The organism is Gilliamella sp. wkB292, from assembly GCF_001690235.1.
Taxonomy (GTDB): Bacteria; Pseudomonadota; Gammaproteobacteria; order Enterobacterales; family Orbaceae; genus Gilliamella; species Gilliamella apicola_F.
The window spans coordinates 1-14332 of the sequence record NZ_LZGO01000008.1 but is presented as its reverse complement, the minus strand read 5'-3'; the positions used below and the strand labels follow the sequence as shown (position 1 = coordinate 14332).

The following is a 14332-nucleotide window of genomic DNA, read 5'->3' as shown; positions in this document are numbered from 1 at the left end:
GCAAATTAAACTAACTTTATTTTTTGTAAGAAAAATGTTTAATAAAAAATAAATGGAAACCGTTAGTATTATAACTAATTAAAAGATATATAACTTTGATAAAATTAAATGATCTTTTCACACATTTATTTTAACCAAACACCGACTTTTTTGAATTTATCGGGATAGCAAAAATAAAAAATTAACGGTATAGTGTAAATGCAGATTAGTCTAGGTTAAAAGCCAAACAATGGTTTTTTTAAAGGTCTGTTCTGAAAGTGATTTTTAAAACAACATTAGTAAAACCGATCCAAATGTATCGTTAATGTTAGCTAAAATGACATTTTGTTAAATAACCAGAAAAATTGATAACATTCTGATTAATCAATAATATTATCAACTAACAGTTGGTCGGAAAGGTAATTATTATTAACTGTATAGAAATGCAGTAAAAGGGTAATAAATAATGGATGAGTTAGAAAAAATAAAAACAATTGAACGGGCTGAATTACTTTCAAGAGTTATTACTGAAAATCTGAATTTAAGGGAACGGGATAAAGACATTGCGCTGTTTTGGTTTCGTGATTTGCTTGAGCCATTAAAACAACAAATATTAAACGAGCAAGCAAACAATCAAAAAGGTAACACAAATTGGTTACCTTTTGATGAAACGTAAAACAATTATTTTTTATTTGGATGAGGATCTTTCACAGAATCACCTTGACCTGACAACACATACCAACCATTTTTGCTATGCGGCTTTTTATTATAATCAGGGCAAGGTGGTAAAGATTTCTTACTTTGGTTTGAATAAATATAACCACAGTCGGCACACTTATAAGTGCCAGCTGAAACATCACTACCGTATGCAGCAAATTTTTGTACCATAATAAGCTTCTCCAGTAAGGTTATGTTTGCGATAAGCACATTACTTATCACTACTATATAAACGCGGTTTCAATAAAAAATCAAGCTTGGTATTAACTTTATTTTGTTCCATTCGATTGGATATCAAAAGCAAAATAGTAATATAAAAATGTAATCTATTAAAAATAATAAAATTAATTTGATTTACAAGCGTTATTCATTCACGATAAAATTCTTGGATTAATTAAATTGCAACAATTTTAATAGTAAAATTGGAATTAGTTTGCTCAAAGATACGTTTACCTGAAGTCTACCTTTATCAATTGATTTTTTAACAACCTTTAATTAACGAAATTATTAAGCAATTTTAGCTGATAAAAAATCACCAAACTGGATTATTAAAAATAAAAGATCATTTCAATCCTAATACAACTTATATATTAAAACGACGTAAGCATTCAAACTCAATTCTTTCTCTATGATTGTTTAGACTATCTTCTGGATAAATAGTTTCAAAGACATTAACCATTTTAAATTTATTCTGTGAATAATACTCAATACTTTTATGAACAGTTCTTATTCCGCCATGAGCTATTTTTAGCTGCTTAGGTTTATCATAAAAAGTTTTTAAATCAAAGGGGTGTGAATCTGTTTCTGTTTTCCATAAAAGTTGGCCACCTTCTAACAGATAATTAATATTACCCTTTTCGGTTTTAACTTCGCCATAATCCTCAAAAACCCCATTACGCCATTTAGCTGACGTCAAATTCGAAACACAAGACCAACTACCAACAAGCATCTGCTCGGTCACTTTATTTTCACTGCATCCAAACATGACTAAACACGCCAGTCCAATAATTATATTTTTATTCATATCATTCCATTACCTATAAATTGAGTATCAATAGTAGGTGATTTAACAATTAGGATCAATTAAAAAGACGAACAAAATTCTTTTAACTAAAAATAAAACAAAAAAAACAAATAAAAAAATCAAAAATAGAAGAATATAAAGTAAAAATGCGAACCTGCTTAGGATAATCAATTAATGAAAATTGGTCTATTCTAATAAAGATATCAACCGTCGACTTGGCAATTTGATCCATCGTCTACTCAAGTTTAGCAAACTTATTCAAGGTTATTATTCTATTCAACTAATATTCGATGCGCATTACCAAAATCAATAATTGCGCGTCCATTAGGCTGAGTAATCACCTCTATAAGCGAAAAATCGTCAATCGTAAATTTTGCCCCCACAGTTAATAGCGAATCATTACCAATTCCAACACAATATGTTCCTGCTGCCACAGCAGATTTAACGCCACTGGTTGAATCTTCAAAGACCATTGCCTGTTTTGCTGCAATATTAAGATGCTTGATAGCCTTTAGATAAGGGTCTGGATAAGGTTTACCTCGAGTGACGCTGTCACGATCAATAATGACCGAAATACACTCTTTAACTTCCAATAAACTAATGACCGAATTGACTTTTTCTAGCCAACCACTCGTAACAATGGCGACTTTCACACCGGCTTTATGTAAAGCAGTAATGAACTTAGCAACGCCAGCAATTGGTTTGTAAATAGCAGTGTTTTCAACATAAATAATATGTGCCTGTACTTTTTGTTGATCAGTAATAGGCAAGTCCCCAAATAGAGCGGCAATCGTATGTCGACCAGGTTGACCATGAATATGTCGAACCATCTCTGTTTCGCTAAAGGTTCGACCATACATGTGTGCAGCTTCACGCCACGCTCGTTCAATTACCTCACTCGAATCAATCAATACCCCATCCATATCAAACAACACTGCAGTAATTTTAGTAAGTGATTCACTCATAATTTTTTCCTTATCTTTCATGTTACACAAGTCAAAACAACCAATATCTGTTATCCTGACAAAATAATTCCTATCATAGATTTGATTTTAGACTCTGTATAATTCCAATTTTTTAGGATTCAATAAATGCAAGGAATAGATTTAAGATTATTGCGTGCTTTTGTAAAACTTGTTGAAACCGGTAATTACGGTTTGACAGCAAAAGCGTTATTTATTACCCAGCCGGCTTTATCCAAACAAATACAAGCGTTAGAATCTTTAACTGGCGGTCAACTTTTTTTGCGAGGTCGTCATGGTGCAACCACGACCACTTTTGGTGGTCAACTCTATGCTCAAGCAAAGTCCATTTTACAATCACATGACAATTTTCTTACTTATGCCAAACAGATAAATAAAAAGTATCAACAAACCTTATCAATTGGGTTTAGTTTATCTACCTATCAAAAAATACCATTATGGGTTGATCAATTTGTCAAACAAAGGCCCGATTGCCAAGTTACGCTCAATCAGCTTCCTTCAAGTGTTCAAATTAATATGCTATTAGAGGGATCTCTACAAATCGGATTTTTACGGATGCCTTTTACCAATCAACTAAGTTCACAGCTCATTGCCCATGAAAAACTTGCCCTGGCCATCCCCTCTTGTAGCCCTATCGATTGGCATAACTTATCGGCAATATTAAAGCATTATCCTTTATATCAACTCGATAAAGATTGCTTTCCATGTCTGGCAGAACAAACCGAACAATTTTTGATACAAAACCAACTTCAACCTAATAAAATATTAATAAATGGTGATTTGACAACGCTATTAGCGTTAGTTGCTGGAGGCAATGCGATTGCCTTTATGCCGCAGAGTATGAAGCAATTTTTGCCAAGGAACGTAAAGCTCATCATTCCTAAACAGAAAACAGTACATTGGGACATAGCAATGGTCTGGAATGCCGAAATAATGTGTGATTTTCGAGATATCTTTATTGATGTAGTGAATAAAAATGGCGGTAAAATGCAAGCTAACCATTATTAGGTTTGTATTTTATACCCACCAAAGCACGACTCAAACTCAGCAATCATTTAGGTCAAATTATATTAATGGGGATACTGATCACTAGGTATTAGCTTGTTAGTTAGGATCATTACTGAATAAATGAAGAGCAAACAATGATATGCACAATTTATCTGCTTTTGTCTGATAGCTAATCATTCATTTAAAAAATAGGTATATCAACATTCAGTATTTATTAAATGTACAAGTTTTATATAAACCCCTTTAAAAAATTAAATATTGACTGAATTTATTCTGTCTTAATTTCATCAGGATCATTTGGCCATAATATTTTCAGATTGCCATCAGCTTTCTTTTTTAACCGAAAACTAGCAATCCATGGTTTGTCCTCTTTATTTTTGAGGTTGGTTGAAACAAAATCAATTGAATAATCCACATCGACTTGAAAAGGATAATCAAAGCGTAAACATTCACCAGCTTTAGCTTGATAAATTGAACTATGATCTTCCTGTTCCCATATATAACCAATATGCGTTATAAAAATACTGCTAGATGAAATATTAAACACATCAGTTGAACGCGCTTTTTCTTTTGGTATGCTGATGCAAACTTTTTGATTTTGATCTAATCTAACATCAGCCGTGTTAACTTTATAAGTACAGAAAAAACAACCGGTTAATAACAAAACAATAGTAATAAAAAATAACGGACGGATTAGATTCGATTTCATTTTGTTATTCCTTATAGGGCAGACACGGTTATTTCGTCGCCACATTATCCAATAACCTTATTTGTTAATCAATCGGCTATTCAAAAATCAATGTATAACAATTTTGTCAATGCCATAAAGTTAAATATGTCATTCATCTTGAAATTAAACTATCTATGCTTCATGCTTAAAAAGCGAACAATAATTAATTTTAAAAATGATATGAATACCCCTTTTATTTTAGATTGATAGTATTCAAGAGCTAACTAAACTTTTTTAAAGCACTTTTTTAGAATAAATGGGGAATAAAAAATAGAGATTGAGCATAAAGCAAGTAATTTAATTACTTTACTGTTCATAAATACATGTTCAATTACCATTTAAATAGCACAATCATCATTTTTTGTAATTTTACAAGGCACTTATCCAGATGAAAATTTACACTTTTTTATTCAATTAACTACGAATCACTTTTAATCATCAATACTTGCATAAAATGGTCAACTTCGCTTATCCCTTTTATTTAAAGACATCATTCAATTAGTCTGTTTGATTTTATACGATTAAACTAAGTTTTATACCTAACTAATTGTTATATATTAATATTTATAAAAATAGCTTAAGCAACACATTTTAAACTGACTTTTCAACTCTGATAGTTTTTCACTATCACAAAATAAGTATTTCCATGTTATACACTTGTTACCCTATGCTATTGCCGAAAACAGTGATAGTTAATCTAAGGCTTAGATGTTTGACTCTTGCCATATACCGACAGTACATAACAATCACTGATATTGTTTAATAAGGAACTTAGCCGTATGAATTCAAGGATGACATCCACTCAACGATTATCAAATAAAATGAGCATTATTATATCCGCACTTCTCATTATGCTTTTGGTTGGTTCAGTTTATATCACTCAACTTATTTTTCAGGAGATATCAATAAACTTTAACATTGAGATTTTAGATGCGAGATTAGTTTTTAGCTTATCATGTTTTTTTTATGCATTAGCCTTTTTTATTTATGGGCCATTATCAGATAAACTATCAACACGTCTGTTAGTGACATTTGGCAGTCTTGGCACAGTACTTTGCTTGTGCATTGCCAATATAGTAACGTCATTTAACCTATATCTTATTGTCATGTCATTAATTGGCTTTTTTGCCGCCTCAGTACCTGCTGCTTTGTTTGCTTACACCGCTAAAAATACAGACAACGCAAAATTATCTCAAGCAATGGGAATGTTAATTTCAGCTTCAATTGTAGGAATGATATTCAGCCGCAGTTTAGCGGCCATGTTAACTGATATCTACTCGTGGAAAGTTGCTTTTGGGGTTTATGCTTGCCTGATTTTAATTGTCACTATTTTTATTCCATCAGCCATCAAACCAACTTTAAACAATACGCCTAAAATCAGTATCATTGAAACCTATCAAAACGCATCAAAACTGCTGTTTAATCGAACTGTCATTATTTTCTTATTAGTTGGATTTTTGCTGTTTTTTGTTTATTTAGGGTTATCTTCATTACTCACTTTTTATTTGAAAGGTTCACCATTTTATTTAACCTCAACAGAACTTGGTTGGTTAAATTTTGCAGGAATCAGCGCAATTATTGGTTCGATCATTACGGGAAAATTGGCACAAATTATCAATAAAAACAATTTACTCATTTTATTACTTTTATGCGTAAGTGCTTCAATTATTATCATTGGTTTTGGTACCAACTTATTGATGATTAGCTTAGGTATTTTTTGTCTATTTATGTTTGTGTTTGGAATTCAACCGATTGTCATGGCTATGCTCAATCAAATTGTACCACTCAACTTACGAGGCGCTGTATCGTCTTTATACTTACTTGCATGCCTTATTGGTGGCAGTTTAGGAACTTATTTATTGGGAAGCATTTATCAACAATTAAATTGGTTTAATTTAATTATTGATATCTTAATGTTAACCATACTTAATGTTGCTTTAGCTTTACTTGGTATTAAATTAATCAAAATTAAACAAAGCAATACTCAAACTATAGGCGAACATATATCGCAATAATATCACTTCACGAGGAAAAACAATGATCAAAAAAGTATTTTTTCAAATTGCTCTATTTATCTGTTTTATTTTATATGGGGAATTAGCTATGGCAAAATTGAATCTTATCGCAAAATCTTTTAGTGCTCCAACCGCTATTGCCTTTGATAGCCAAGGTTCGATGTATGTGACAAACTGGTCGGGAAGTTCAATAGAAAAAATCACAACGGAAGGTAAACGTAACACTATTTATAACAACATATCCTCTCCTGCTGGGATAGTTATTGATAAACAAGATAATATCTATGTTTCATCTTATAGTGGCAATTATATTCTACAAATCACCCAAGATGGCAAAGTAGAAAAGATATCGACTGACTATCATACGCCAACTGGAATTGCATTTTCTAATACAGGTGAATTGTTGATAACTAATCGCGCTTCTGGCGAAGTTGTCGCTTTAGATTTGACGACAAAGCAAAAAAAGGTTGTTGCAAAAGGATTATCATTACCTGTCGGTGTAACACAATTAGCTGACAATCGCTTAGTTGTGTCACAATATAGTGGGCGCTTAACTTTAATCGAAACTAATGGAAAACAAATAGAATTGGGTAGTGCATTTAACCAACCAGGTGTAGGTATAGTAAGCCTTTCACCTAGCGAAGTTGCCGTCATTGATAATGGTGCTGGGGCTGTTCGTAAAGTTGATGTTAATAGCAAAAATACCACTACATTAGTTACATCATTGTCTGGTGCTGTTGCATTAAGTTTGTACAAAAACCAACTGTATATCGGTACTTGGGGTGATGAATCGGTTTATCAATTAACTGACATCAATCCATAAAAAACACGCTTAATCAATTATAGGCAAAGGTAAAATTTTTAATGGTATCATTTCAATAAATGTCATTTCGGACCTTTTAAAACAAAATTAGGTCCGAACTTTTAGCTACAATATCATTAATATGTAAAAATCTTTCTAATTTTTCAATACGATAACATCAACTGTATACAATCTACCGCAATGCCATTTTTAAACGCTTAAGGGTTATCGAGCTGGTCTAGAGTAAAAACGACATTACCTTTCAATACAATGTTTAATCATGCGTTCCTTTAATCAAACCACTTTGTAAAGCTATCGTCACTATCTTTACATCACAATTAGTCAAATATGCCTTAAGTAACAACTTATAACAATTTGAAATAATTGATAATTTGCTCATAAATCAAGTTTGCATGTAAATTATTGCGCCAAACAAGATAAATGTCGATATATAATTTACTGGTTTGGGTACTAATCAGTTTTTTATACACTACCCCATCAATTTTGGCCTGTGTCATCGACTGAGGTAATAGCATCATACCTTTACCTAGTGCAATATCCAATAACATAGAAAGCGTGTCTGGTCGTTCAGCTCGGCGAATCAATGGATGATTTAAGGTTTTAAATACAGACTCGCACTGTGCATAAAAAGTCTTATTTAAATGAGCTTTAAACCAAAATAAAGGTAAATCAGTGACATCATTTAGATCAACATAATCTTGTTGGCTACAAGGATGACTTTCTGGAAGAACCAAAATAAGTGGCTCCTGATAAATTAACATCGAATTTTCTTGTTGGTTTCTTGAAGCAAAATCAGATACAACAGCAAAATCCAAATTGCCTTTTTGGAGTTCTAATAATAGCTCTTTAGACGTGTAGTCATGTTGATAAAGTTGTATGCTATCATTAAAATTTGTTAAAAACTTTTTGAAAAAAGGAATAAAATCAAAACACAAAGTTTTCGTCATACCTAACATAACTTTATTGCCTTGACAAGATTTAATTTTATCCACTGATTGACATAAACTGTTTAATACCTCCAGTGCTTGGCTTTTAAATTTTTCACCTTCCTTAGTTAATACCATGTTGTGGGAATTTCTTAAAAATAAGCTCACTTGCAGTTTATCTTCTAGTTCTTTTATTTGCACAGATAGTGGTGGTTGACTTACACCCAGTTTATCTGCTGCAGCACGAAAACTATGCATTTCACAAATCGCAATAAAATATTGCAATTGCCTGATTGTTGGTAGTTTTTTATTATAAATATCCATATTTTAAATTACTTCGCAATTGATGATTAAATCGATGTGGTACTCAATGTATTTTATCACACTAATTTACCAATAAATTCATGACTTTTCTAAGTTTTAAACATATAGTAAGATTAGTTAAAAGTTTATAGTAAATATTCTAAAGTTGGGATGATTTTACTCTATTTACAATTTACAAACTAATTTAAGATGAGTAGAGTGAAACTAACGCTAACTTGCCACTTAGAAATAATTGAATGGTCAAATTATTGGTAGATAAATTAACCAGTTGATCCCCCTGTTCAACTTGCCAAGCGTTACTTTCAGCCCATGATAACCATTTTGCAAGTCGCCAATTGTCGGGTTTTCCCAATATTACGGGATGCTTTTGATTACCGTGAAAATCAATATTGATTACTTCGACAACATCATTAGCTGAATAAATGTTGATATTGCCATATAGATAACAGTAAATTTTGGATTTTTTAATTAAGTTTTGCAACTGGATATTGTGGTTCATCAAGAATGGATTGAATTTTCATCACTGAAGACCCGACACACAAACCGTGAATAGTTGTGACTTACATATTTAAGTGCTAAATGCATGTATGGATAATACTTTTCTAAAAGAATAAAACATTATTGAAGGTGATCTTACTTTTATAAATGATTGATTCAGTGTTCAATTATCTAGATTTTAAAATCATTTAATTTTTTTAAAGAAAAATTTCAGCAAATACAATAAAACCTTCGCAATGAAGGTTTTAGGATGATTATGATTAAACGGGGATTTAATTAAATTAGTTATCTGCACCTGTTTTAACATATTGTTTAAATGCAGCCATAGCTCCATATTTATTTGGTACACATCCAAACATATTATCACAATAGGCGGCGATCAAGATTTGATATTTATCAGAAGTAATAGGTTTTTTAGAAACCTGAAATGCTAAGTAAGGATCATTCGCTAATGGATTAGCTGTTCTAATAGTCACATCTGTTACTGTTTCAAGTTTCCATCTAGAGTTTGTAGAAACCCAATATTCCGCTCTTTTCCAATATAGAGAACATTGTTCAGCTCCATCGCAGTATAATGGCTCTTTTGCTTTTTGTTCAATCATTGGATCTATATTACTTGCACACCCAACTACAAATAATGATAAAAATATACTAATTAGTTTTTTCATTGTAACTCCGAATCTGTTTTGTAAAAAAATAACTTTTAATCCATTAATTGATAATCGCGCTACATATGAATATTTTATTCTTTATAGAATTTATACTGTCTAAGTATGTTAACCATTTGATATAAGCGCATGTTATATTAATTTTTTATTATTTTAACCTTTAACTTTGATTTACATACCTATATAGCTGTGAGCTAATTTATTATATTTGTAGTATCATCTTAAGGCTTAGAAATAATTACTCTTATCAATAATTTTTATTTAATAACCATATATTCTATATATAGTTTTCAATATATTAATATAAACTTTACACTTTTTCAACAATGACTTTACATTTTGACGCATATCATCTTTGTTAGAAAACCACTAAATTAATTTCGATTACATTCATTTTCAATATAATTCAATTTTCCAAGAGTAAGATGAGTGTGTTATTGGATAAAGTTTGCAATTAGTATAAAACTGATGCATGAGTAATACAGAATATATCGTCGATAGCTTATTAACCGAAAAAAATAATATTAATAATCAATACCTAGTAATATATACAATCAACCGCGAAAAAATTTGAAAATTTCTTTATGTAACATATTGATGGTTATAGGTTAATTCGAACTAACGAGTTACTTTTTTCTATTAATAATAGACTAATCGACCCCCATAACAGCAATAAGTTTTGATTCTTCAAAAATATTGACTTTAAACCTTTTGTAAATTAATGATCAGGTACATTATCTATTCAAAATTACGCTTCTCACTAACCTATTATTTCATAATCATTAATTCGACTATTATTATCAATTCTTATCGAAAATGACCAAGTTATGGGGGATTAATGATGGTGTTGAAGAGGTTCAGTCGTTGGATAATATAGTATATTTAGTAGCAGTATTTTTACCACCTTGTTAAGTGGGTAACCAATATATTTTGACATTAACTGTTTTACGTTTTATTTGGATGTAGGATTGTGTTACTTTCTCTTATATTAGTGCATTTTGATTAGAACCCAAAGCCCATTTGTTCAAGTAAGAATACGAGCTAATTGCAATATTTTTAACACTAAGTAACGAGCTATATTATAGCACTCATTATTTTTAATCAATACGCTACGTTTGATTATGCTTAGTATTCAATACGATAACGACCAACAACATCAAAAATATGATCGTACGTGCTGAGTATTATGCGTTTTTTACCTTTGTGATGAACTTGTTCAACAAGATCAAAACTTGAGGTTAAATATCTTTGATTAGGATAATTATCTAATTGAGAAATAGATAAGTTATCAATATCAGTAAAAATAAATTTTACCCATACATCAGGCACGTTCAACACTTCGGGCTGACAATTAGCTAGCGATAATGACGTTTCAACAATCAATGTAAACGGGTAGCAATCCAAGTTAACCTTTTTTAAAATTAATGCGTTTCGAGCATAAATAATGCCGTATTTGATTGGTATCGCTTTAGTTATCATTTTTTTACTTTGTCATAACTTCTTTAAATTAATTGGAACTTATTAAATTATAACATTATATGGTGTTAACAATATAACATTTAATTTAACAGTATGTTATTCAACGATACTTTGCATTACATTGATTTAATTAAATTTAATAGCTTATATTTAAGTAAGTTAAAAATTTAAGTCTTATTGCTACATTGGCATAATGCTATAAGCATCAATCGAAAAGTAGGCAAAATTATTCAATATAATTTTAAGTGTAAATGCCATTTCATTGTCTTTATTCTGTTATGTAATAAAGACGACCGAGTTCATTTTATAATATGCTATAAGCTTTTATCTTTTATTTAAAGTATCAAATTGTAAATAGAGATAACAATTCATCAAATGAAACAAATCCATTTCGTTTATTGAGCTTATATTGGCTGGTATTGATATCTATAATTTCAGACATACAGCTTAGCAATCGAATAACGACAATTATCAAGTTAAAGCGACGTTACAAGACATTATCCCTTTTTATAATGAAAATTTTTCCCATTTATTATCAGACTTATTAAATATTTCTTTTTTATCAATTCGCCATTGTTTATGAGTATATATTAAGGAATAACGAAACTGACTTTTAAATTCTGTATGTTGTTGCGTATAAATGAGTAGTTTGTTTTCTGATAGTTGTTCAGTTTTTAGTATTTCTTCATCCGGTGAATACTCTGGTGGATATCCACAGTCTAATGAAACTTGGCGACCGTACTTTCTTTCTTTAATAGTACAATACTGATTGAATATAGTATTTAACTCACTTCTCATCTTATCTTTTAAAGGCTCGTCATCCTCATCATTTTCGATTAGCTCGCAAAGTGGTTCACAATATCCTTCCCACTTATTCATATCCGTAATGAAATTTTTTAACACTGATACAGCCTGCTGTACATTTTTTTCCATATTATTCCTTAACTAACAAATATATATTTTCTTTCCATTTCTTTAAACTTTGAATGATTGATCCTAAGGCGATCTATTTTATGGCAGGTTATTTAACAACAATAACCCAATGCTAATTCATTTCTCGATAAACGTCTAAAAATGAATCAACAAGAATCAGAAACAACGCTTCAATTCAATACGAATTAACTTAATCACTTTCTCTAATTTGTGCTAAAGCTTGTTCAAGACGACTAACGTTTTGATATTTATTAGCAGCAGTTGTTTTGTCTACTGACGCTAACCAATCATCTACTGCTGTTTTAAATAATTCTAAGCCATCTGGCGTCAGGTTTGACTTTTTAATCACCGTATCAGTCTTCAAATTTCCTTTTTTATCAAATGGTTCAACACCGATCAATAATTGATGTTGTTTTAAAAAAGCCAATAAAGCAATTGAAGACTGTATGATAGGCTCAGGTAACTGATTGATTTTATTAGTAGCCAGTGATGCAGCAACATCGTATACGGTAAAATCGACTTCTTTGTTTTTATTTTCTCTAATCTTTGCCAAACCTTTTTCTAGCCGACTAACATTTTGATATTTGGTAGGAACAGTACTTCTAGCTAAATAATCAAACCATCCATCAACAGCAATATCAAATAACTCCTGACCTTCTGGTGTAAGGTTTGATTTTTTAAGAACCGTATCGGTTTTTAAATTTCCTTTTTCATCAAACTGTTCAACATCGATTAACAATTCATGTTTTTTTAAAAAACCAAATAAAGCTGATGAGCTTTGCATAACACTATCTAGCCACCATTTGTTTTTATTTCTAGTAAGCAACATTGGTAAATTATGTAAAGTATAATCTTTTTCATCCCTTGCTTTTATAAAATCTCTAATTTCGGTTAAACCATTTTCAAGTCGATTGAAGTTTTGATATTTATTAGCAGCACTACTCCTGTCTATATATTTTAACCAACTATTTACAACTGTTTTAAATAATTCTAAGCCATCAGGCGTCAAGTTTGACTTTTTAATTATCGTATCAGTTTTTAATTTTCCTTGTTCATCAAACGGCTCAACACCAATCAATAAATCATGTTTTTTTAAAAAACGCATTAAAGCTGTTGAAGTTTTAGTGCTATGCTCTTGCCAAAGATTTGTTTTATTTTTAGCTATCAACATGGGCAAATCATATAAAATAGGATCTGTTTTATTCATTATTTTCTTCCTCCCACTTTTGATACGCTACAGTGAATAATATTATGTTAGTTTAGCTTTACGATTATATTTCGCAAAAATTAGGACCACTTTTGGCATTTTTCTTTTTTATTATTTATGAGCCTATATTCAAAGCAATATACCGAGTTATTGCTTCAATCAATCCACTATTTTATATTTAGCTATCATCCGCTTAATGGTATAAGAAAACGAAGCAATTGATTTTGAATAGTGTTTTCAGATACATCATTTAACATATTTTCCTAAGTGATAAATATCAGTTGCTTCTTTATCCATTTCAAGGCAGCCTAACGCCCCCAAATCCAAACTATATATAAAATTAGATTCATTATCTTTTTTTACAGATACAAAATAGCCTATATCACCATCTTGACCGATTAAAAAATAATTAGGCTCAACGTCTTGTATATTATAGGTACTATTTCTCTCTTTAATATTATTTATATTATAGATGTATATGTACTCTTCCCTTTCATTGATTAATTCATATGGATCTTTATCTTGAACCTCTTCGGATAAATATTTCACATACAAATTCGGAAATTTAATATTCATCTCTTGCTCAAGAATATTCAACATTTCAATAACTCTTTTTTCCATCTAAAATTCTCCATTCAACGAATAGGGTATAATTCAAAAACAAAATTGTTAGTATTAAAGTTAGCATATCATCAAAATATTTATAGCCTTTTTTTAAAGCTTGTAAAAAAAGCTTTGGTGACTATTGTTTTAAACCATTCAGATGAAGTATGTTTAATGCATCTCTATCGAATAGCGTCCCCTGATATTTCATAAAATATCTTGTTTTAGATTAATGCAATTTCAACAATAACAACTTTGAAAGTAGATATTTACCTAATGTTGTCATTTTTCTCATGAAGAATCTTAATAAACATACTGTGTATATCATGACAAAATTTCGAATTCTCAATGAGATCGGGTAACACAAGTACATAATAAAAGACCTGGTTAAACTGCAAATTTATATCATAGGGTT

The 14332-nt window shown here is 30.5% G+C and carries 15 protein-coding genes; 4 read left to right on the top strand and 11 right to left on the bottom strand.

What is annotated here, in order from left to right:
- Window positions 1–445 precede the first annotated feature (445 nt).
- Window positions 446–655, top strand: coding sequence for a hypothetical protein (locus A9G09_RS00310; RefSeq protein ID WP_065632933.1), 210 nt, complete (start codon window positions 446–448; stop codon window positions 653–655).
- 5 nt (window positions 656–660) lie between these two features.
- On the opposite strand, the gene A9G09_RS00305 is transcribed toward A9G09_RS00310, so the two are convergent.
- The 3 genes from A9G09_RS00305 to A9G09_RS00295 all read right to left on the bottom strand — a co-directional run bounded on the left by A9G09_RS00305 (window position 661) and on the right by A9G09_RS00295 (window position 2685).
- Window positions 661–867, bottom strand: coding sequence for a hypothetical protein (locus A9G09_RS00305; protein ID WP_065632932.1), 207 nt, complete (start codon window positions 865–867; stop codon window positions 661–663).
- A 412-nt stretch (window positions 868–1279) separates the two neighbouring features.
- Complete coding sequence (locus A9G09_RS00300) at window positions 1280–1720, bottom strand: hypothetical protein (protein WP_065632931.1); 441 nt, start codon at window positions 1718–1720, stop codon at window positions 1280–1282.
- Window positions 1721–1992: 272 nt separating this feature from the next.
- On the bottom strand, window positions 1993–2685 hold the full coding sequence (locus tag A9G09_RS00295) for an HAD family phosphatase (RefSeq protein WP_065632930.1): 693 nt from the start codon (window positions 2683–2685) through the stop codon (window positions 1993–1995).
- Window positions 2686–2811: 126 nt separating this feature from the next.
- Between A9G09_RS00295 and A9G09_RS00290 the strand changes: the two genes are divergently transcribed.
- Window positions 2812–3711, top strand: coding sequence for a LysR family transcriptional regulator (locus A9G09_RS00290; protein WP_065632929.1), 900 nt, complete (start codon window positions 2812–2814; stop codon window positions 3709–3711).
- A 268-nt stretch (window positions 3712–3979) separates the two neighbouring features.
- Here the strand turns inward: A9G09_RS00290 and A9G09_RS00285 are convergent, their stop codons facing one another.
- Complete coding sequence (locus A9G09_RS00285; RefSeq protein WP_065632928.1) at window positions 3980–4420, bottom strand: putative T6SS immunity periplasmic lipoprotein; 441 nt, start codon at window positions 4418–4420, stop codon at window positions 3980–3982.
- 800 nt (window positions 4421–5220) lie between these two features.
- Here A9G09_RS00285 and A9G09_RS00280 point away from each other — a divergent pair.
- Both A9G09_RS00280 and A9G09_RS00275 read left to right on the top strand, forming a co-directional pair.
- The gene (locus A9G09_RS00280; protein WP_065632927.1) at window positions 5221–6456 is read left to right on the top strand and encodes an MFS transporter; all 1236 of its coding nucleotides are present in this window, start codon (window positions 5221–5223) and stop codon (window positions 6454–6456) included.
- 22 nt (window positions 6457–6478) lie between these two features.
- Window positions 6479–7279, top strand: coding sequence for a PQQ-binding-like beta-propeller repeat protein (locus A9G09_RS00275; protein ID WP_065632926.1), 801 nt, complete (start codon window positions 6479–6481; stop codon window positions 7277–7279).
- 344 nt (window positions 7280–7623) lie between these two features.
- On the opposite strand, the gene A9G09_RS00270 is transcribed toward A9G09_RS00275, so the two are convergent.
- From A9G09_RS00270 to A9G09_RS00240, 7 genes are all read right to left on the bottom strand, one after another.
- Window positions 7624–8529 carry a LysR family transcriptional regulator gene (locus A9G09_RS00270; RefSeq protein ID WP_065632925.1) on the bottom strand — a complete coding sequence of 302 codons (906 nt, stop codon included), beginning with the start codon at window positions 8527–8529 and terminating at the stop codon, window positions 7624–7626.
- 184 nt (window positions 8530–8713) lie between these two features.
- Entirely contained in the window at window positions 8714–9010 is a 297-nt protein-coding gene (locus A9G09_RS00265) for a hypothetical protein (RefSeq protein WP_141671485.1), read from the bottom strand.
- Between the two features lie 298 nt (window positions 9011–9308).
- The gene (locus tag A9G09_RS00260) at window positions 9309–9695 is read right to left on the bottom strand and encodes a hypothetical protein (RefSeq protein WP_065632923.1); all 387 of its coding nucleotides are present in this window, start codon (window positions 9693–9695) and stop codon (window positions 9309–9311) included.
- A 1125-nt stretch (window positions 9696–10820) separates the two neighbouring features.
- Window positions 10821–11174, bottom strand: a complete 354-nt coding sequence (locus A9G09_RS00255) for a hypothetical protein (protein ID WP_065632922.1) — start codon at window positions 11172–11174, stop codon at window positions 10821–10823.
- A gap of 507 nt (window positions 11175–11681) precedes the next feature.
- Window positions 11682–12107, bottom strand: coding sequence for an NTF2 fold immunity protein (locus A9G09_RS00250; RefSeq protein WP_065632921.1), 426 nt, complete (start codon window positions 12105–12107; stop codon window positions 11682–11684).
- A gap of 190 nt (window positions 12108–12297) precedes the next feature.
- A complete protein-coding gene (locus tag A9G09_RS00245; protein ID WP_065632920.1) occupies window positions 12298–13314 on the bottom strand; it encodes a hypothetical protein in 1017 nt (338 codons plus the stop codon).
- Window positions 13315–13560: 246 nt separating this feature from the next.
- On the bottom strand, window positions 13561–13935 hold the full coding sequence (locus A9G09_RS00240) for a hypothetical protein (protein ID WP_065632919.1): 375 nt from the start codon (window positions 13933–13935) through the stop codon (window positions 13561–13563).
- Between the last annotated feature and the right edge of the window lie 397 nt (window positions 13936–14332).